This is a genomic window from Spirosoma montaniterrae, from assembly GCF_001988955.1.
GTDB lineage: Bacteria > Bacteroidota > Bacteroidia > Cytophagales > Spirosomataceae > Spirosoma > Spirosoma montaniterrae.
This window is the reverse complement of record NZ_CP014263.1, coordinates 2,196,731-2,215,469: the sequence shown is the minus strand read 5'-3', so window position 1 is coordinate 2,215,469 and position 18,739 is coordinate 2,196,731. Positions and strand designations below refer to the sequence as shown.

The 18,739-nt window shown below is 51.2% G+C and carries 20 protein-coding genes; 7 read left to right on the top strand and 13 right to left on the bottom strand.

Features of this window, described 5'->3' with window-relative positions; translation table 11 throughout:
* Window positions 1-7: 7 nt before the first annotated feature.
* The 13 genes from AWR27_RS09685 to AWR27_RS09625 all read right to left on the bottom strand — a co-directional run bounded on the left by AWR27_RS09685 (window position 8) and on the right by AWR27_RS09625 (window position 13,108).
* Window positions 8-3,163 carry a SusC/RagA family TonB-linked outer membrane protein gene (locus AWR27_RS09685; protein ID WP_083732991.1) on the bottom strand — a complete coding sequence of 1,052 codons (3,156 nt, stop codon included), beginning with the start codon at window positions 3,161-3,163 and terminating at the stop codon, window positions 8-10.
* Between the two features lie 200 nt (window positions 3,164-3,363).
* Window positions 3,364-5,121 (bottom strand): phospho-sugar mutase, encoded by a 1,758-nt coding sequence (locus AWR27_RS09680; RefSeq protein ID WP_077130988.1) that lies wholly within the window; start codon window positions 5,119-5,121, stop codon window positions 3,364-3,366.
* Window positions 5,122-5,231: 110 nt separating this feature from the next.
* Window positions 5,232-6,878, bottom strand: a complete 1,647-nt coding sequence (locus tag AWR27_RS09675; protein WP_077130987.1) for a D-alanine--D-alanine ligase family protein — start codon at window positions 6,876-6,878, stop codon at window positions 5,232-5,234.
* A 57-nt stretch (window positions 6,879-6,935) separates the two neighbouring features.
* Window positions 6,936-7,259 (bottom strand): DUF5615 family PIN-like protein, encoded by a 324-nt coding sequence (locus AWR27_RS09670; protein WP_077130986.1) that lies wholly within the window; start codon window positions 7,257-7,259, stop codon window positions 6,936-6,938.
* Window positions 7,243-7,485 (bottom strand): DUF433 domain-containing protein, encoded by a 243-nt coding sequence (locus AWR27_RS09665; protein WP_077130985.1) that lies wholly within the window; start codon window positions 7,483-7,485, stop codon window positions 7,243-7,245. The genes AWR27_RS09670 and AWR27_RS09665 overlap by 17 nt, the downstream gene beginning before the upstream one ends.
* Window positions 7,486-7,490: 5 nt before the next feature.
* The gene (locus AWR27_RS09660) at window positions 7,491-7,757 is read right to left on the bottom strand and encodes a NifU family protein (protein ID WP_077130984.1); all 267 of its coding nucleotides are present in this window, start codon (window positions 7,755-7,757) and stop codon (window positions 7,491-7,493) included.
* A gap of 88 nt (window positions 7,758-7,845) precedes the next feature.
* A complete protein-coding gene (locus AWR27_RS09655; RefSeq protein WP_077130983.1) occupies window positions 7,846-8,949 on the bottom strand; it encodes an Mrp/NBP35 family ATP-binding protein in 1,104 nt (367 codons plus the stop codon).
* The gene (locus tag AWR27_RS09650) at window positions 8,942-9,955 is read right to left on the bottom strand and encodes a GSCFA domain-containing protein (protein ID WP_077130982.1); all 1,014 of its coding nucleotides are present in this window, start codon (window positions 9,953-9,955) and stop codon (window positions 8,942-8,944) included. The genes AWR27_RS09655 and AWR27_RS09650 overlap by 8 nt, the downstream gene beginning before the upstream one ends.
* Window positions 9,956-10,028: 73 nt before the next feature.
* Window positions 10,029-10,691 (bottom strand): Uma2 family endonuclease, encoded by a 663-nt coding sequence (locus tag AWR27_RS09645; RefSeq protein ID WP_077130981.1) that lies wholly within the window; start codon window positions 10,689-10,691, stop codon window positions 10,029-10,031.
* Between the two features lie 159 nt (window positions 10,692-10,850).
* Window positions 10,851-11,294: a 50S ribosomal protein L9 gene (gene rplI / locus AWR27_RS09640; protein WP_077130980.1), complete on the bottom strand. Its 444-nt coding sequence runs from the start codon at window positions 11,292-11,294 to the stop codon at window positions 10,851-10,853.
* 98 nt (window positions 11,295-11,392) lie between these two features.
* The gene (gene rpsR, locus AWR27_RS09635) at window positions 11,393-11,644 is read right to left on the bottom strand and encodes a 30S ribosomal protein S18 (protein ID WP_077130979.1); all 252 of its coding nucleotides are present in this window, start codon (window positions 11,642-11,644) and stop codon (window positions 11,393-11,395) included.
* A 2-nt stretch (window positions 11,645-11,646) separates the two neighbouring features.
* Window positions 11,647-12,015 carry a 30S ribosomal protein S6 gene (gene rpsF / locus AWR27_RS09630; RefSeq protein ID WP_077130978.1) on the bottom strand — a complete coding sequence of 123 codons (369 nt, stop codon included), beginning with the start codon at window positions 12,013-12,015 and terminating at the stop codon, window positions 11,647-11,649.
* A 151-nt stretch (window positions 12,016-12,166) separates the two neighbouring features.
* Window positions 12,167-13,108, bottom strand: coding sequence for a hypothetical protein (locus AWR27_RS09625; protein ID WP_077130977.1), 942 nt, complete (start codon window positions 13,106-13,108; stop codon window positions 12,167-12,169).
* A gap of 186 nt (window positions 13,109-13,294) precedes the next feature.
* Here AWR27_RS09625 and AWR27_RS09620 point away from each other — a divergent pair, with 186 nt between their 5' ends.
* The 7 genes from AWR27_RS09620 to AWR27_RS09590 all read left to right on the top strand — a co-directional run bounded on the left by AWR27_RS09620 (window position 13,295) and on the right by AWR27_RS09590 (window position 18,738).
* A complete protein-coding gene (locus AWR27_RS09620; protein ID WP_077130976.1) occupies window positions 13,295-13,954 on the top strand; it encodes a YggS family pyridoxal phosphate-dependent enzyme in 660 nt (219 codons plus the stop codon).
* 133 nt (window positions 13,955-14,087) lie between these two features.
* Window positions 14,088-14,465: a DUF423 domain-containing protein gene (locus tag AWR27_RS09615; protein WP_077130975.1), complete on the top strand. Its 378-nt coding sequence runs from the start codon at window positions 14,088-14,090 to the stop codon at window positions 14,463-14,465.
* A gap of 114 nt (window positions 14,466-14,579) precedes the next feature.
* Window positions 14,580-16,175 (top strand): peptide chain release factor 3, encoded by a 1,596-nt coding sequence (locus tag AWR27_RS09610; protein ID WP_077130974.1) that lies wholly within the window; start codon window positions 14,580-14,582, stop codon window positions 16,173-16,175.
* A gap of 109 nt (window positions 16,176-16,284) precedes the next feature.
* Window positions 16,285-16,611 (top strand): hypothetical protein, encoded by a 327-nt coding sequence (locus AWR27_RS09605; RefSeq protein ID WP_077130973.1) that lies wholly within the window; start codon window positions 16,285-16,287, stop codon window positions 16,609-16,611.
* Window positions 16,612-16,654: 43 nt separating this feature from the next.
* On the top strand, window positions 16,655-16,891 hold the full coding sequence (locus AWR27_RS09600; protein ID WP_077130972.1) for a hypothetical protein: 237 nt from the start codon (window positions 16,655-16,657) through the stop codon (window positions 16,889-16,891).
* Window positions 16,892-17,038: 147 nt separating this feature from the next.
* The gene (locus tag AWR27_RS09595) at window positions 17,039-17,911 is read left to right on the top strand and encodes an ABC transporter ATP-binding protein (RefSeq protein ID WP_077130971.1); all 873 of its coding nucleotides are present in this window, start codon (window positions 17,039-17,041) and stop codon (window positions 17,909-17,911) included.
* Window positions 17,908-18,738, top strand: coding sequence for a hypothetical protein (locus AWR27_RS09590; RefSeq protein WP_077130970.1), 831 nt, complete (start codon window positions 17,908-17,910; stop codon window positions 18,736-18,738). The genes AWR27_RS09595 and AWR27_RS09590 overlap by 4 nt, the downstream gene beginning before the upstream one ends.
* Window position 18,739 lies beyond the last annotated feature (1 nt).

Sequence of the window (18,739 nt, the reverse complement as noted above, 5' to 3'; positions counted from 1 at the left end):
TTGGGGTTTACAGGCCAATTTGCAGACCTATCATGTACGTAGTTGGACGGGGATAGTTGTGCCAGATCATTCCCTGCGAGAACGCGCTGTTATTATCTCCCTGGTTGGTGGGCGTAGCCTCAGGGTCGCCAATCACGTCTTTGTGGGTCAGCAGGAAGAAGTTCTGCACGGTAGCATACACCCGGAACTGATTCATCTTCCAGCGGCTGATGAGGTTGCTGGGCAGCGTGTAGCCAAGCAGCAGGTTGCGGCCTCGCAAAAACGAGCCATCTTTAATCCAGCGTGTATCGACATTGGTAACGTAACCAGCACGGGTGTCACGGATTTCGGCAATCTGCGAATTCTGATTGGTAGGTGTCCAGGCATCCAGTACTGTTTTGTAGCTGTTGGCTAAAGCCTGCCGGTCTTCGCTCGGGTGCAGGGTCATGTCCATAATGTCATTCCCATACGAGTACTGCAATTCGACCGTCAGGTCCAGTTTTTTGTACCGTAGCGTATTGCTCATAGCTCCCCACACAAACGGACTACCATTCCCGATAATGCTGCGGTCAGCATCGGTGATGGCAAAGTCACCATTTACATCGAGGTACTTGATGTCGCCGGGCAGAATTGTCAGGTTATTGCGGTAGCTGCGGAATCGGGCGGCAGTTTCGCGCTCGGCTTCACTCCACACACCTAAACGCGTCAGTCCCCAGAACGAACCTACTGCCTCGCCAACCCGAATTACGTTGGTTGGGTTGGTGAAGTTTGGCCCACCCACGTTAAAGATGTCGGCGGGCGTGGCCAGCGTTAACACCTTGTTGCGGTTCATGGAGAGGTTAAAGTTGGTCGTCCAGTTAAAGTCGCTTGTCGCTACGTTAACCGTGTTAAGGCCCAATTCGATACCCTGATTCTGCATGGAGCCAACGTTCCGGCGAATGATACCATATCCGCTCGACAGCGGCACCGGGGCATCGAGGAGCATGTCGGTGGTTTTCCGGTAATAGTAATCAGCTTCGATGGAGATCCGGCCTTTAAACAAGCCCAGTTCAACGCCCACGTCGGCCTGTGCGGTGCGCTCCCAGCGCAGGTCGGGGTTAGCCAGACGCGATACACCCGTACCGGACACCCGTGCATCGTTGAAGATGGTGGCGTAGTTTGAGCTAAGCAGGGGCAGCGAGGTGTAGGGCGGAATCTCGGAATTCCCCGACAAACCATAGCTCGACCGGATTTTCAGGTTAGAGATTACTGAACTGTTTTTCAGGAACGGCTCTTCCGATACCCGCCAGGCTACAGCCGCCGAGGGGAAAAACGCAAATTTGTTGTTGGCCCCGAACTTTGAGGAACCGTCGGCCCGGCCCGTGAACGTAAACAGGTACTTCTCGTCTAAGCCATAGTTGAAACGACCGAAATACGAGTTCAGGGCCTCGCGCTGGGCGAACGAACCAATACCGCCCAGAATAGCTGCTGCACCGAGGTTATTGAAGCCAAAATAGTCGGTGGCAAATGTACGAACGTTCGAGTTAATGCCGAAAAGGTTCGTTTCCTGCCACGACAGACCCAACAATCCGTTGAACGAATGGCGGCCCACCTGCTTGTTGTATGTCAGGAAGTTCTCGAATGACCAGAAGGTGTCTTTCCGGTTTGAAACCGACGCGTTGCCCTGACCGCCTAAATCGAGCGTACGGGTCGTTGACTGATTAACTTCCCGCGTCATAATGTTGGCACCTACGATTGTTTTGAATACCAGCCCTTTCGCCAGCGTGATGTCTGAGTTCAGGCTACCCGTTGTGGTCTGCGTGTTCATAATAAACCGGCGACCCATCAGGCGGTGTACCGAACTAAACGTTCCTTCAGCCTGTGGATAATCGCGGTTGTTGGCAAACGTACCGTCGGGGTAGCGAACCGGCAGGAAAGGAAAATCTTCAACAATCTGACGCGCCACGGCATCGTTGATGTCCACTAAGTTCTCCGACTGATTGTTGTAGCTGAGCGTACCGCCAATTTTTAACCACGACTTCACCTGGTCATCAATGGTGAAACGGCCCGAATAGCGTTTCATGTACGAAGTCTTGATCAAACCCTGATCGTCGCGGAAACCCAGCGAGAGCGAGTACTGCGTGCGGTCGTTACCTCCGCTGAAGTTCAACTGATGGTTTTGCGACAGCTTGTTCTGGCTCGACTCCTTAAACCAGTCGGTATCGTACCGGGGATTCAGGTTCTCGTCGAACACGTCCGGGTAGAGTGCCCGCATCTGCGTCCGTTTCAGTACAGGGTTTAGGTTGGCATATCGCCCGGCGGCCCAGCCTACCGGGTCATACTTCTCAATGTTCTTGTATGAGAGGTCTTCAACGGCCATATATTCCCGTGCATTGAGCACTTCGGGGCGGTTGGGACCGATGGTGTTTACGCTGAAATCAGCGTTGTACGAAATACGGCCTTCACCCGATTTGCCTTTTTTAGTCGTTACTAAGATAACTCCGTTGGCGCCCCGCGCTCCGTAGATAGCCGTTGACGAAGCATCTTTCAGCACCTCTACCGATACAATGTCGTTCGGGTTGATATAGTCGATGGCGTTGGTAAACTGATCCTGATTGCCAACCGGCAACTGCACCCCATCGACCACATACAACGGGTTGTTGGAGGAGTTAATCGAACTAAAGCCCCGAACCCGAACCGTTGTACGGCCACCGGGCCGGCCCGAGTTGGTATTCACCTGCACACCGGCCATGCGGCCTGCCAACGCCTGATTGAGTGAGGGCGCGGGCCGCTCCAGCAATTGCGATTGTTTTACGCTTGCCACAGAGCCGGTTAAATCTGATTTTCTGGCCGTACCGTACCCGATAACTACAATCTCATTCAACGTTTTGTCGTCGGCCTGTAGCGCAACATCAAGCGAAGACTGGCTGCCCACGGCAATTTCCTTAGATACATAGCCTACATACGAGAACACAAGCCGGGCGTTGCTGCCCGGTACGGCGAGGTTGTATTTGCCCTCGGCATCAGTAGTGGTTCCCTGCGTAGAGCCTTTCAGCACTACGCTGACACCGGGCAAAGCAGACCCGGTTTCATCTTTGACAACGCCCGAAACACGACGGTCCTGGGCCACTGCAACCATACACAGTAGCCAGCTCAAAACGAGTAGGGGCAACGTGCGGTACGTTCGGTGTAAAATGTTTTTCATACTTTTCTTGAATGAAATAAAGTTCATCTATAACATTCCATAGGAGAATGCTACCTGTTAAAGTAGGAGGAGGCTGGGTTCTAACTGATAGATATTTAATTTTTTTAAAATCTTGTCGGTGTGTTTGTTAATATCCACGTAAAAAGCCCGGCTAAACATGGCCGGGCTTCCTGATTTTAATTATATTACTAACTGATAGGTTATGATAAGTTTAGGTCATCGATTACACGCTGCACTTTCGCTTTTAACTTGGCATAGGTGTCATCGAATGCTTCGTTGCTTTCCAGGGGCTCGTTCACCGACACGTAGAACTTAATCTTCGGTTCGGTGCCGCTGGGCCGGGCCGATACTTTCGTGTTGTCGGCGGTAAAGAACTGGAGTACGTTCGAGGATTCGATTCCCATCTTACCTGCTTCGATTGGCGTAGTGTTGCCCTCGGCGTCAGTGCGTTGCAGCGTTTTGTAATCGTCAATTCGCACCACGGGCGAACCGGCGATTTCTTTCGGCGGGTTGACCCGGAAGTCGGCCATCATCTGCTGAATTTCTTCGGCTCCGGTTTTGCCCTTCTTCGTCAGCGACACCAACGACTCGTAGTAGAAGCCATTTTCCTGATACATTGCCATCAGCAAATCGAACAGGCTTTGGCCCTTATCTTTAGCGTAGGCAGTTAGTTCAGCAATCATGGCGCAGGAGGCAACCGCGTCTTTGTCGCGTACAAAATCGCCGATCAAATAGCCGTAACTTTCTTCGCCCCCGCCAATAAACTGCTCCTTGCCTTCCAGTTCGCGAATAACTTCGGCAATGTATTTGAAGCCGGTCAGCGTGTTGTAGCACGTTACGCCGTAGCGTTCGCACATGCGGTCGATGAGGTCGGTTGTTACGATGGTCTTCGCCACAAACTCCTTGCCTGTCAGCTTGCCTGCGTCGCGCCAGGCGTTGAGCAGGTAGTAGATAATCAGGCTCGCCATTTGGTTGCCGTTCAGCAACTCAAATTCGCCGTGGTGATTGCGGGCACCCGCGCCCACGCGGTCGGCGTCGGGGTCGGTGGCAATTACCAGATCGGCGTTTTGGGCCAGTGCCTGATCGAGTGCAAGCTGCATGGCGGCCCGTTCTTCGGGGTTTGGCGATTTCACCGTCGGGAAGTTACCATCGGGCGTAGCCTGCTCCTGCACGATGTGTACGTTTGTAAAGCCCAACGCTTCCAGCGCACGAGGCACCAGCGTGATGCCCGTGCCATGAATAGGCGTGAAGACGATGTTCAGGTCGGCCTGCCGCCGGATTACGTCAGGGTTTACAGCATTCGTTTTAATACGCTCGATGTAGGGCGCATCAATCTCTTCGTCAATCAATTGAATCCGTTCGGGTATGCCCTCAAACTTGATGTCGTCGATAGATGTAATCTTACTTACTTCGGCAATAATGGCCTTGTCGTGGGGCGATACCACCTGCGCCCCGTCGTTCCAGTACACTTTATAGCCGTTGTATTCGGGCGGATTGTGCGACGCCGTAACTACAATACCGCTTTGGCACCCCAATTGCCGAATGGCAAACGAGAGTTCGGGTGTGGGGCGGAGGCTGCTGAAGAGGTACACCTTGATGCCGTTGGCCGAAAAAATATCGGCCACTAACCGGGCAAACTCAGGACTCATCCGGCGGCTATCGTGAGCAATAGCAACTTTCGGCTGCTGGTCTGGAAAGGCTGCGTTGATGTAGTTAGAGAGTCCCTGTGTGGCTGCGCCAACAGTGTAGCGGTTCATGCGGTTGGAGCCAACGCCCAGAATGCCGCGCAGCCCGCCCGTACCAAATTCGAGGTCACGGTAAAACGAGTCGGTCAGTTCGGTGTAATTACCCGAATCGAGCAGATGCTGGATAGAGGCTTTTGTATCGGCGTCGTAGTTGCCGCCGAGCCATTGGTCAACGCGCTGTTGAGTGGCTGTGTCGAGGGTTTGCGTTGTCATAAAGAAATAGAAAAGGCACTGTTTATTGGACGAAACGATATGGGCAAAATTACGACTCCCCGCCAAGCTGCCAAACGCACAGGGTAGATTCAGAGATAATTACGAACTAACTACAAATACCGCTCGGTGATATGGGCTGTGCGCTCGGTGGTTTCTACCAGCAGCGGATGGCGGGGCTGCGTTAAGGTCGCTTCTAATTCGGCAATCGTTTCTTTGAACAAACAATAAACCGGGACTTCGTGGCTCTCGGTTTTGTTTTTGATGTACTGCAACACGGGCCGCACCGTGCCCGACGCAGCCAGTTTGTGATAGTGCTGTTTAGCGTCGGTAAAGGCTTCGTCGCTTTCGCCGAACGAGACCACGCATTCGGGCAGCGGGTTGGCTTTACGGGCGGCCAAACGCGCGTCGAGATTGGCGAGCAGGCGTTTGAGGTGGGGCGTGTTTTTGCCGGTTCGGATGCGTTCGCGCAGTGATTGCCGAATCAGGTACGTTAGCGAGTTGGCGAGGTTCATGCCGATTTCGGCCATCTGCTTGAAAATCAGCGACGAGGGCGACATGCCCGGAATTGTATTCGGGTCGTGGAGCAGCACGCGCTCGTCGGGCGTCAGAAATCCGTCGATGCGTGAATACACGTTGATGCCCAAGCGCGAAAAGGCGGTTTCGACCGCCAGTTGAATCTTGCGGTTATTTTCTAAACTTGTTTCAACCGGAATGCGCTTGCGGGCAACGTTGGTTTTGTATTTGGTCTGAAAATCAAACGCTTCGGCGTTGTAAATTTCTGTAGGCGGCAGGGCAATGGCGTTTTGATCGTCGTCTTGTATGACCCCACACGAAAACTCCTGACCGCTTATGAACTCTTCAAACAGCACTTCGTCTTCGGCGTTGACCGACGAGAGGTTGACGGGTTGATTAGTTGATTGGTTGAGTAGTTGAATGAGTTGGGCGGGGTGGCTGATGATTTCGCCGGTCTGCTCGATTACGACCGGAAAACTGATGCCCGAGTCCAGGCTTACCATCTGTTGAGCCAGATTATGTTTCTCTTCGGCAGACAAATCGTTCCATTCGCCCAGTTTCGACCAGCCATCCGGTTGAATGCTCATCGTAAAAAAGCACTGTTCAACAGCCCGGCAAAACGTGTTCAGGTCGGCCTCGCGCACAATGGCTACGCCAATGCTCGACCCCTGATGCGGAGCTTTCACCACAATCGGCAAACCCAAATGCGCCACCAGCGACTCAAAAAACTGCGCTTTATCGGCGTGTTCGTAGGCGTCGCGGCTAATGGTCGTGGTTTTCTTTTGTTGGCCCGTTGCCAGTGCAATCAGTTCGTTTTGCAGGATTTTGTTGATACCCACCGCCGACCCAACCAGCCCAGGCCCGGTATAAGGCAGGCCATACCATTCGAGCAGTCCCTGAATGGCACCATCTTCGCAGTTGGGGCCGTGCATTGCTAAAAAAACCAGATCGAAATAGTCGCGGAACTGTTCGGGTCGCAGTTCGGGCAGGGCAGCGTCGAGGGCGTTTTTCGGCAGCGATTCGTCGTAAACTGAAAAGCCCGATTCATCCTGCGGCAGGGCGTCAAGCAATGATTCGTGGTTTAAAAAATCGGGCTGAACGAGCCGAAATCGTCCGCGCCCGTCAACAAACACCAGCACTGGCTCAAACAAGCCTTTATCTAAATTGGCGAGGGCCGTGCGCCCACCTGCAAACGACACCTCGCGCTCACGCGCTGGTCCACCAAAGAAAATACCAATTTTCACAATAGTCAGGGGAAAGTAGCAGCCGCAAAGAAACGAAAAAACGCCTGATTTGGGCGTTTATGGTTTTACAATGGTGGCACCGGCAGGCAAGGCTTGTTGTAACAAGCTAAGCAAATTTGGCACTGTTTGTCGCAAGACCAGGTAGGCGTTGGTATAAGTGTCAAGCACTACAACAGGCGTAGTGTATCTACTAAGGTTTTGTTGAAAACGAAGATTCTTGTCACAGGTAATCAACGCATCAAAATTAAAGTCAACCAGCAATTGTAACACCTCTTCATCTTCTCGGCCATCCCGACGTAGCTCTCGTACTGTGTAAACTGTGTGACCGGTTAAATCTTGTTTGAGTTTAACAGGAACGTTTTCATCAAGCAGCAGCCGCATAGATACTTGTTAGGTTGGGTGCCGTCAATAACCGTTCCGCAATCTTCAGGACACCCATAACCTGTTCTTTTGATACACTGGGGAAGTCCTCTAAAAACGCATCAACTGTAATCCCCAATTCAATATGATCGAATAACGACTGAATCGGCACACGGGTCCCTGCGAACACGGGGGTACCTCCCATGACTTTAGGATTAATTGAAACAACGTCGGCGAGTGAATTCATAGTGTTTAAAACGCTGGCGTGATGTTCACGGCTTCCACTTTCCTGATTTCCGGTACGGCCCGAAGAATGGCCTCTTCCAGACCGCCCTTAAACGTCATGGCCGACATCGGACATGAGCCGCAAGAACCCATCAGTTCGAGCCGAACGGTGCGGTCTTCGGTTATTTCCAGAATCTTTACGTTCCCGCCATCAGCAGCTAAATAGGGACGCATTCCATCTAATGCCCGTTCAATTTTCTCGGTAAGTTGTTCGTTGTCAACGACCGTCTCCATGACTACTTTGATTTACGGTAAAGTTACAGAATAACCAGATTTTATTCAACTCCGTTCTGTATCGCCCTCTGAAGAATCGATACAGAAACTACGCCACTTCAACGCGCTGTGTGCGGTCGAGGGTAGCATTACGGATGGCAACCTGTTGGGCGAGTGCTTCGGCAGTGGCCTTAAAAGCAGCACTGGCAACCGGTTCGCCAGCACTGATAGCCGGTCGGCCCTCGTCGCCAGCTTCGCGGATACTCTGTACCAGCGGAATCTGCCCCAAAAGTGGTACGTCGAACTGTTGGGCCAATTGCCGACCACCCCCTTTGCCAAAAATAAAATACTGGCTGTCAGGCAGTTCGGCAGGGGTGAAATACGACATGTTTTCGATAACCCCTAATACAGGCACGTTAATTTGCGGCTGTCGAAACATCGCCAGCCCCTTCGTTGCATCGGCTAAGGCCACTTTCTGGGGTGTTGTCACGATAATGGCCCCAGTTACAGGTACGGTCTGCACCAGCGTCAGGTGAATGTCACCCGTGCCCGGCGGCAAATCAATGAGCAGATAATCTAATTCGCCCCAGTCGGCATCAGAAAAAAACTGCTGCAAAGCCCGGCCCGCCATTGTACCGCGCCAGATAATAGCCTGCCCCGGTGCTACTAAAAAACCCATCGACAGCAGTTTAATGCCGAACTGCTGAATCGGTTCCATGCGCGTTTGCCCGTCGACCTGGAAAATGCGCGGCTGCATCTCCTCGGCCCCGAACATGGTTGGTATTGACGGACCGTAAATATCGGCGTCGATGATGCCGACTTTTGCGCCCGATTTATGCAGCGCAATAGCCAGATTGGCCGTTACGGTCGATTTGCCAACGCCCCCTTTACCCGACGATACGGCGATAATGTTTTTGACACCCGGCAGCACCGGCGCATTGCTGCGCGTTGACGTTACATCCGAAATCATGTCGATAGTTACCGTAATATCGGAACCAACGTGTGTATGGATGGCGTCTTCGCAACGTTTGCGAATTACTTCTTTCAGTGGGCAGGCGGGGGTAGTAAGCACTACCGTGAAGCGCACCGAACCGATACCCAGTTCAATGTCTTTCACCATGTTGAGCGACACAATATCGCGCTTCAAATCAGGCTCTTCAACGGTGCTCAACGCACGTGTTACGGCTTCTTTCGTTAGTCGGTAGTCAGACATGAGAATTTCTCACTTCACTTAAAATACATTTTTTCAAACGCCCACGTACTTCAGTCAGTTCCGCCGAAACGTCAACCCGTTTCGAAAGTGTTTCCAACTGGGTCAGTAATTTCGTTAAAAACTGCTGGTGGGTAGGGCTATCATCGCCATATAACGGGCGGTGTGCCAGCGATTTGCTGATAGCCGTCCATTCGGCAACGAAGCTGCGAAGTTCGGCATCAAAGGTGCATTCGGCAAACTTTCCAAAAATATAGTCGTGTGCCTGTGCGTTGGGGTGAATCAGATCAGCTTCATAAAAGCGGTAATCGCGGAGGTCATCGACCATCAGTTCGTAGGCAGGAAAATAATGGACCCAATCATTCCAGGTCGTCAGTTCGTGAGCCACTACGCGCAGGGTTGCTTTACTCGCGGCATTCAGGGGTAGCGTGTCGCGGGTGTGGCGCACGGGGCTTACTGTCAGCAGCATACGCAGCTTCGGATTGGCCTTCCGCAGTGTTTTTAGCAGTCGCTTCAGGTCATCAATCAGGTACTCGTAACTGTATAAATATTTCTCGAAAAGCGTGCCGGGCATTTTATGGCAATTGGCTACTACTTTGCCCGTTTCGATATGCCTGTATACCACTGCCGACCCCAGTGTAAGCAGCAGAAAATCAGCCTGTCGGATGGCATCTGCCGTAGTAAGCAAACACTGCATCAATTGCTCACGCAGGTCGTTGCGACTACGGGCATGGTGCGATGAATGAAAGTCGTAATGAAACCATACGCCATCGCGCTCTACGTAACGGTTCTCATCGGGCGCGGTGCCGTTAAGGGCCATCGTCAGCAGTTTGGCGATGGACACGGGGTTGAAAATTGTACCGAACGGGTTGTTCAGTACCGTCAGTTTGTGGGCGGCTAATCGATGGCCCATAACCTCGGCAAAGCAGGAGCCAATGCTCACAATCCGGCTGGTGAGAGCGATGCGATGGGGGAGTGGTTCGGGCGTAAATTCGGTATGGAACTGCATACCTTATTAACAAAAAAACGGCCCGTTTGGGTCCGTCTTCTGAATTTATTTTAGATATGTAATGTGCTGATAATTAATCGGAAAGGAGCGCGGAAAGCGCGTTTACGTTGGCTACTTCATCGAACATCGCCAGCAGCGGAATACGGAAGCCCAGAACCTGTTTGGCCGCAAATTCCTGCGTATTGTCGAACGTGCCGACGTGTTCGTAAGCTTCCATTTCGGGATCGAGCGAATACTGTTCCAAGGTTTGTTTACCGGGATTCACAATCCAATATTCGCTGATGCCGTTGATGGCGTAATCGGTAAATTTAACCCCTCTGTCGCGCCGGGCCGTACCTTTCGACAATACCTCAACTACCAGATCGGGAGCGGGTAATTTCATCTGTTCGGCAGTGAACTGTATGGCTTTTTCCTGTTTCCAAAAACACACGTCGGGTTCATAATCATTACGCAACAGGGCAATCAGAGCTTTCTCCGAGGCCACGCGGCCTAACTTATGTTTCAGCGCATAAGTACGTAATAGGCTATAAATGTTACCAACGGTTGTCCAGTGGCGTTCTTTCACAGGCGAATGCATTACAATCTGCCCGTTAATAAATTCAGCTTTTACGTCTTCGCGCAGCCACGCGTAAAATTCGGTTCGCCGACGTGCTTCGTCGCGTAGCGCGTCCTGCGCCTGTTGTACTAACTGGGGCAGGTTAGGGGCTTCCAGCAGTTGTTCTAAATCGAGAGCCATTAGCAGTTTTGCGGAGAGACCTCAACCCCTGAAGGGGGCTGAACCATTTGGGTTTAATAGCCTTCTTCAGGGAGTTGGGGTAATGACCCAAATATAACAAAAAAACCGGCCAACCGAGTGCTACTCAGTTGGCCGGTTCTATGTACGTTGATTGGCCGATTACTCAGCCGCCACTACGTCAACCGTTACTTTGTGCTTCACCTCTTTGTGGAGGTCGAGCGACGCCGTATAAGTGCCGAGGTTTTTTACCTCATCGATAGCAATTTTCTTGCGGTCAATGTCGAAGCCTTTTTCGCGAAGAGCGTCGGCGATTTGAGTGCTGGTTACACGACCAAAGATTTTGCCGCTTTCGCCTGCCTTCGCCGGGATCGTCAGTGTCAGCTCGCCAATTTTTTCAGCCAGTGCCTGCGCATCGTTGCGGATTTTCTCGACTTTGTGAGCCGCCTGACGAATGTTTTCGGCAACGACCTTCTTATTCGATGGGGTTGCCATCATCGCAAATCCCTGCGGAATCAGGTAATTGCGGCCATAGCCCGGCTTCACCGTAACGGTGTCGTTCTTGTAGCCCAGGCCGGCGATATCAGTTTTAAGAATGATCTCCATTTTTTGAAAAAGTTATAGAGTTGTAGAGTTATAAAGTTGTATTGTTGATGAATGCGGTGGCAAACTTTAGAACTCTACAACTTTACAACCATACAACTTTATTTTAGTGAATCGCCGACGAACGGCAGAATGGCTAAATGACGGGCGCGTTTCACGGCCTGGGCTACTTTACGCTGGTTTTTCAGGCTGGTGCCGGTCAGTCGGCGGGGCAGAATTTTGCCCTGCTCGTTGAGCAGCTTCAGCAGAAAGTTACCGTCTTTGTAGTCGATGTACTTGATACCGGCTTTCTTGAAGCGGTCGTATTTTTTGCGATTCTCGGTTTTCGAGACAGATTCGTTTTGCAGGCTCATGGCTATTTCTCAGCGTTTTCGGTTTGTTTTTTCTTACCCACCAGTCCGTTGCGTTTACGGTCATTGTACGCAACAGCGTGCTTGTCGAGCGCAATCGTCAGGTGACGGATCACGCGTTCGTCGCGGAGATACTCGATGTTGAGTTTCTCGATGAGCGTACCGGGAGCTTTGAACTCAAAAAGCTGGTAATAGCCCGTATTCTTGTGCTGGATCGGATAGGCAAGCTTACGCAGGCCCATGTTCTCTTCGTGAACCAGTTCCGCCCCATTGTCGGTCAGCACTTTGCGGAACTTATCAACGGTGTCCTTCATCTGAAGATCAGATAAAACGGGAGTTAAAATGAACACCGTTTCGTAGTTATTAAGAAACATTTATCTAATTGGTTTGAAATGAGGGCGCAAAGATAGTGAAAAAGTTATAAAGTTATAGGGTTGAATAGTTATAAAGTTGGCTGACGCATTAGTCACACGAGCGTCAGCCAACTTTATAACTATTCAACCCTATAACTTTATAACCCTTATTTTACCGTATCGTAAACTCACCTTCGCCAATGCGGAAACCTTCGCAGTAGACCTCTACAGTATGTTTGCCCTCTGCAAACCGCTGACCACCACGCCCGTAGAGGAAGTTAACCGTTTGGCGGCTGTTGTCGAAGGTAAAACGTTGCATAGCGGTATAAATCATGCCCTGCCCGTTGTACGTAAACTCGCCCGAACCTGTCGCCATATCCGAAATAACGGCCCCACTGGGGTCCACAATCCGAATATAGAGGTCTTTTTCTTCCTGCTTGGCTAATCCGTTGGGTGCCATCCGAATGGCTACCTTGACTTTATCGACCCGTTTTGCTTTGAAGCTTTCGCCTTCGCGTTCTTTGCCGCGCGCATTAATAGCCGTGATGGTCACGTTTTCGGCTCTGAGCGCGGCTGCTATCGTTACTTTTTCGGCCAGTTCCTGGTTTTTAGACGACACCGTAGCCACTTCGTTGCTCAAACTGTCTCTGGCCGATTTCAGCCCCGTATTCTCCTGAGCAAGCGTTTGGTTTTGCTGCGTCAGCATCCCGTTTTCTTCTTTCAGCCGGGCAATTTCCTGATCTTTCTGGGCCAGTAACGTCTGGTAGTTTCTAATTTTCTGCTCGTACTTTTTCGCGTCGAACGAGTTTACGTTGCGTAGTTCGCGCTTGTCAACTTCCAACTGTTCTTTCACTTTTAACAGCGAATCGACGCTGCCGCCAAGTTGCTGGATTTCAGCGATCTTGGCGTCTAACTGTGCTGAGATAGAGTCGAGTTTGGTTTTGGTTGTGAGTACCTCCTCTGTTTTGGCAGCAATGGTCGCATCTTTGGTTTTGTTGTCCTGCCGTTCCTGATAATAGAAATACAGCAGCAATATGTTTAAAGCCGCCAGAATCAGCAGTGCAGCTAATAAGTAACTCCGACTGTTGTTTTTGGGTTGAGGTCTGGGTTCCATTGACGTCATGTTTTAATCGAGGGTTGCTGGTTGTGTTGGTAGCTAAACTGAACCAGCAAGTCGTTTATTGTACATTAAATTGGTTTGCGGCCAAAAACTACGCGTTTTCACGTAGTTCTCAAACCTATCTTTGCACTTTCTTCATAAACGGTAAGTTTCTTATGTGTGCCGAAACTGCAAAAACGAATGATTACCAACGCCATACTGCAAATTGAAACTGAATTACAAAACCGAGCCAGATTAATTGCCGTAACGAAAACAAAACCCGTTGCATTACTGCGCGAAGCGTATGACGCCGGTTGTCGCCGGTTTGGCGAGAACAAAGTGCAGGAGATGGCCGATAAACAGCCCCAACTGCCCGCCGACGTTGACTGGCACTTAATCGGACATCTGCAAACCAACAAGGTTAAATATATTGCCCCGTTCGTTTCGCTGATCCACTCGGTCGATAGTCTGAAACTCTTACAGGAAATTAATAAACAGGCGGCTAAGCATAATCGCATTATCAACTGCCTGCTCCAGATTTACATCGCCGACGAAGATACTAAGTTTGGCCTTTCGCCTGATGAAGCCGAAGCCCTTCTCAACGCTCCCGAACTCGACCAACTGCCCAATGTATGCATTATTGGTCTGATGGGGTTGGCTACCAACACCGACGATATGGAGCAGGTGCGCCGGGAATTTCGCGGTCTGAAACAGTTGTACGACAAACTGGCTCAAACGCAACGCCCGAACGTTCAGTTTTCGGAATTGTCGATGGGCATGAGTGGCGATTACCAGATTGCGGTCGAGGAAGGCAGTACGCTGGTTCGGGTGGGCAGTGCTATTTTTGGCGCGCGTCTTTGAACCAGGATTAGCCTGGATTGTCAAGATTAAACAGGATTGACAATCCAGCAAACTCAGCAAATGAAATAAGCGAAGCGTAGCATCTTGTTTAATCTTGACAATCCAGGCTAATCCTGGTTCAGATGGTTCAGTTATGAAATTATTCTTACAAGCCGGCTCGATTCTGGGCCTTTTGGGAGTTGCACTGGGTGCATTTGGTGCGCACGCGCTGCGGGCTATGCTCGACGCGTCGGGTAGGGCAGCTACGTTCGAGACCGCCGTTAAGTACCAGTTTTACCACGCGCTGGCGTTGGTGCTGGTTGGCCTGCTGATGCATACGTTTGGCAGTAACCCGACTATCGTGAAACTGCTCGGCTGGGCAGGCTATTCGTTTTTGGGCGGAGTGCTGATTTTTTCCGGCTCGCTCTATGTGCTGTGCTTCACGGGCATTACATGGCTCGGTGCCATCACACCCATTGGGGGCGTTCTGATGATTGCAGGCTGGGCCTTGCTGTTCTGGGCGTTTCTGTAAAGTGATGAGTGATGAACGATGAGTGATGAGTGCTAACGCGAAAACAGTACTCATCACTCATCGTTCATCACTCATCACTTTATTTCGTATTTTTGTGGTTTGATTCTGAGAAAAATGCAAACTAATATACAGGCTGAAACCGCTCGTCGGCGGACGTTCGCCATCATTAGCCACCCCGACGCCGGAAAAACTACGCTTACCGAAAAGCTGCTGCTGTTTGGTGGTGCTATACAAACCGCCGGAGCCGTAAAATCCAATAAAATCAAGAAGTCGGCCACGTCTGACTTCATGGAAATCGAGAAGCAGCGCGGTATCTCGGTAGCTACGTCGGTGATGACGTTCGACTACAATAATCTGAAAATAAATATTCTCGATACGCCCGGCCACAAAGATTTTGCGGAAGATACATACCGGACGCTAACCGCCGTCGACAGTGTTATTCTGGTTATCGACTGCGTGAAAGGCGTTGAGGAACAGACCAAACGCCTGATGGAAGTCTGCCGGATGCGCGACACGCCAGTAATTGTTTTCATTAATAAACTTGACCGCGAAGGGCAGAATCCGTTTGATCTGCTCGATGAACTGGAAGAAAAGCTGAACATCCGGGTGCGGCCCATGACGTGGCCCGTCAATATGGGGCAGAACTTTAAGGGCGTTTACAGCCTGATCGAGAAAAAATTATATTTCTTTAAAGTCAATAAAACTAAAGTTGAAGACGACGTACTCCCCATTGAACTGGCCGACGACCTGCTCGACCAGAAAGTGGGCGAACGCGATGCCGCTCAACTCCGCGAAGACGTTGAACTGATTGAGGGCGTCTACGACGACTTCGACCGGCAGGCGTATCTCGATGGTAAATTAGCTCCGGTATTCTTCGGCTCGGCGGTCAATAACTTCGGTGTGAAAGAGTTGCTCGAAGGCTTCTGCCAGATTTCGCCCGAACCCATTGCCCGCCCAACCGACAAGCGCGAGGTGTTGCCGGGCGAGAAAAACTTCAGCGGTTTCGTCTTCAAAATTCACGCCAACCTCGACCCGCGCCACCGTGACCGCATCGCTTTTCTGCGTATATGTTCGGGCGTGTTCGAGCGCAACAAATTCTACCACCATACCCGGCTCGACAAAAACGTGCGCTTCGCCAGCCCGTTTAGCTTCATGGCCGATAGCAAAAGCGTCGTAGAAGAAGGGTTCCCCGGCGACGTGGTGGGCTTGTACGACACCGGAACCTTCAAAATCGGCGATACGCTGACCGAGGGCGAAGATCTCCAGTTTCAGGGCATTCCGAGTTTCTCGCCCGAAATTTTCAAGGAACTTGTCAACCTCGACCCCATGAAGTCGAAGCAGTTGGAGAAGGGCATTCAGCAACTGACCGACGAGGGTGTAGCACAGTTGTTTTCGCTCGAATTGGGCAACCGCAAAATTGTGGGTACGGTGGGCGAACTTCAGTTTGAGGTAATTCAGTACCGGCTCGAAAACGAGTATGGAGCCAAGTGCCGGTGGGTGCCGCTCAACTACACCAAAGCCTGCTGGATTACTGCCGAAGACCCTAAAAAACTCAACGAATTTATTCGGTTGAAAGGCAACCAGATTGCCTACGATAAAGATCAGAACCCCGTGTTTCTGGCCGAGTCGGACTGGATGCTGCGCATGAATCAGCAAAACAACCCCGACGTGACGTTCCACCTGACATCGGAGTTTAAGGTAACGGCGTAGAAACGGTAGTATTTCGGCACTCACTTTGACAATAACCTTTGACAGCTCAGGGGTTATTTTTTTGAACTACAGTCGCTGAGTAGAGTTGTATTGGAAAAACTCAACGACTATGAAAAAAGTACTTTTCACTGCGGCTGTGCTGCTCTGGATAGCGGGTACCGCAGTAGCCCAGCAAAACACCGGGCAAAACGATAACGGCAGCACCAACGCGGCCCGGCCCAACTCGTCGGGCGCAACGGCCAACAGCAATACCAACGCCACGGCGGGTACGGGCAACACGCTCGACCAGGATAGCGGTATCAGCACTACCGACAACACCAAAGCCAGCGGCTCAGGCATGACCAAAACTACCGATGCCCGCAGCAGTACCACAACAGGAGCCAGTAACGTGAAGGCCCGTACGCTCAGAAAGCGGTCGACCAGCAAGCAAAATTGAGCATAACCCGTTCTCTTGGTAGGTTCATCAAAAACAAACGACTATGAAAAAGATGCTGATGGCAGCGATTGCCTTCCTGATGATATCGGGAGCCGCAGTTGCACAGGACAATGTGAAGAAAGAAGCGAAGGCCGCCACCAAAGAAATGAAAAAGGAGGCCAAGCAAATGAAGAAAGATGCCAAGCGGGCCGGTAACGAGGTGAAAGAAGACGCGGCTAAAGAAATGAAAGATGCCAGCAAGGCCATGAAGAAAGAAGCAAAGAAAGTCGACAACCGCTAATTCGACGCTTCGGTGCTATTGATAGCTCCAGCCAAATGGCTGGGGCTTTTTTTATGCAAAAAAAATCGTCCATCCATTTGATAGTACATTTATTTGCCTTACTATTGCAGTGTACTATTTATGTAATACACTAAACCAATGTAGCGCATGATTGACATTCAGCGTATGTCGTTCCGTTACCAGCGCAATCGGCCAATTTACGACGCGTTGACCCTGACGCTTTCGCCGGGTAACGTATACGGATTACTGGCACCGAACGGAGCCGGGAAATCAACCTTACTGCGGCTCATGGCGGGGTTGCTTTACCCGACATCGGGGCAAATTCGTGCGGGAGATTACTCGCCCGCCGACCGCAAACCGGCGTTTCTGGAAGATATGTTCTTTGTGCCGGAAGAGTTTTATCTGCCACCCGTCAGAATCAGGCAGTTCATTGACAGCAACGCACCCTTTTACCCGCGCTTCGACCGGGCACAGATGGCGCACTACCTCCGTGAATTTGACCTGACCGATAACCTGAAACTGAGCGAACTCTCGTATGGTCAGAAAAAAAAGGTGCTGATCGGCTTCGGGCTGGCAACCAATACGGCAGTGCTGCTGATGGACGAACCCACCAACGGCTTAGACATTCCGTCGAAAAGTCAGTTTCGGCGGCTCGTGGCCGGAGCCATCGACGAACGCCGGACGGTGGTGATTTCGACTCATCAGGTGCGCGACCTCGAAGCACTTATCGACCCCATTGTGATTCTGGCGGGCGAGCCGGGCGGGGTTATGAATGTGGGGCTGAATGCATCGGTCGAGGAAATTTCGGCCCGGCTGTGGTTTGGCCTTACCGCCGAATTAGACCTGCACCGGCCCATTGTTTATTCCGAACGGACCGTGGGCGGCTATGCCATCGTAGCCGAAAACCACACGGGCGAATCCAGCCGACTCGATCTGGAGCGGCTCTACAATGCCGTACAGACCAATCCGGCGCGTATTAAGCAACTGTTTTCGTCAGCCAACATCACAACTAACGCATGAACCAGACATTCTCACTGCTCCGCTTCGGGCGGCTTCTACGCACGCATCTGTCTGAAAATAAGGGACAGTCGCTAACCAGCCTGGCCCTTATGACGGGACTAATGCTGGCTTTTGCCGTGCTTTTTTCACGGGGCTTTCCGTTTGCTGTAGAGCGCAACCGCTCGATTATGTTTTTCCTTCTCGGCTGGCCGCTTTGGTTTACGTTTATCTGGCTACAAACCGACGTACTGAATCAGCGCGAACGGGCATTTGCCTACCTCCTGCGTCCGGCTTCGATGGTAGAAAAATTCCTGCTAATCTGGCTGCTGACGGGCGTGGGTTTTGTGATAACCTACCTGCTATTATTCACGCTAATCGACGCTGGGCTGATTGACTATGTGAACAACCGCGAGTGGTCGGCTGCGGAGTTGAAGCAGATAAAGCGGTGGGGAAATATCAGAACGATGAGGCCCTTTTACCGAACGCCTGATTTTTGGCCGCCCGCGCATAATCTGGTGTTGACTGGATTGTTGCACCCGGTTTGTGTATTCTTGTTTCTAACCATAAAACGCTACGCACTACCAATTGTAGGGGTGCTGATTCTGGCAATTTTGGGCGGGGGATACCTACTAAATTCTTATATGATAACTCAACTCTTGCACTTGCCGGAGATGTTGAGTGCCATGCCGTTTGAGTCGGTGTTCGTCACGGACCAGAAGCAATCAACGGGGCTTGACCTTGATTTGCCGCAACCGCTCGGCAATCAACTGCGCTATTTGCTGGGTATTACAGTCGTGATTTTGTTGTATTTGACAGCTTTTTTCAGGCTTAAAGAACGGGAGGTGTAAC

Bases quoted from the DNA above. Each gene is read 5' to 3' on its own strand.
- AWR27_RS09685 (WP_083732991.1), bottom strand. From the start codon at position 3,163: ATGAAAAACATTTTACACCGAACGTACCGCACGTTGCCCCTACTCGTT.
- AWR27_RS09680 (WP_077130988.1), bottom strand. From the start codon at position 5,121: ATGACAACGCAAACCCTCGACACAGCCACTCAACAGCGCGTTGACCAA.
- AWR27_RS09670 (WP_077130986.1), bottom strand. From the start codon at position 7,259: ATGCGGCTGCTGCTTGATGAAAACGTTCCTGTTAAACTCAAACAAGAT.
- AWR27_RS09665 (WP_077130985.1), bottom strand. From the start codon at position 7,485: ATGAATTCACTCGCCGACGTTGTTTCAATTAATCCTAAAGTCATGGGA.
- AWR27_RS09660 (WP_077130984.1), bottom strand. From the start codon at position 7,757: ATGGAGACGGTCGTTGACAACGAACAACTTACCGAGAAAATTGAACGG.
- AWR27_RS09655 (WP_077130983.1), bottom strand. From the start codon at position 8,949: ATGTCTGACTACCGACTAACGAAAGAAGCCGTAACACGTGCGTTGAGC.
- AWR27_RS09650 (WP_077130982.1), bottom strand. From the start codon at position 9,955: ATGCAGTTCCATACCGAATTTACGCCCGAACCACTCCCCCATCGCATC.
- AWR27_RS09645 (WP_077130981.1), bottom strand. From the start codon at position 10,691: ATGGCTCTCGATTTAGAACAACTGCTGGAAGCCCCTAACCTGCCCCAG.
- rplI (WP_077130980.1), bottom strand. From the start codon at position 11,294: ATGGAGATCATTCTTAAAACTGATATCGCCGGCCTGGGCTACAAGAAC.
- rpsR (WP_077130979.1), bottom strand. From the start codon at position 11,644: ATGAGCCTGCAAAACGAATCTGTCTCGAAAACCGAGAATCGCAAAAAA.
- rpsF (WP_077130978.1), bottom strand. From the start codon at position 12,015: ATGTTTCTTAATAACTACGAAACGGTGTTCATTTTAACTCCCGTTTTA.
- AWR27_RS09625 (WP_077130977.1), bottom strand. From the start codon at position 13,108: ATGGAACCCAGACCTCAACCCAAAAACAACAGTCGGAGTTACTTATTA.
- AWR27_RS09620 (WP_077130976.1), top strand. From the start codon at position 13,295: ATGATTACCAACGCCATACTGCAAATTGAAACTGAATTACAAAACCGA.
- AWR27_RS09615 (WP_077130975.1), top strand. From the start codon at position 14,088: ATGAAATTATTCTTACAAGCCGGCTCGATTCTGGGCCTTTTGGGAGTT.
- AWR27_RS09610 (WP_077130974.1), top strand. From the start codon at position 14,580: ATGCAAACTAATATACAGGCTGAAACCGCTCGTCGGCGGACGTTCGCC.
- AWR27_RS09605 (WP_077130973.1), top strand. From the start codon at position 16,285: ATGAAAAAAGTACTTTTCACTGCGGCTGTGCTGCTCTGGATAGCGGGT.
- AWR27_RS09600 (WP_077130972.1), top strand. From the start codon at position 16,655: ATGAAAAAGATGCTGATGGCAGCGATTGCCTTCCTGATGATATCGGGA.
- AWR27_RS09595 (WP_077130971.1), top strand. From the start codon at position 17,039: ATGATTGACATTCAGCGTATGTCGTTCCGTTACCAGCGCAATCGGCCA.
- AWR27_RS09590 (WP_077130970.1), top strand. From the start codon at position 17,908: ATGAACCAGACATTCTCACTGCTCCGCTTCGGGCGGCTTCTACGCACG.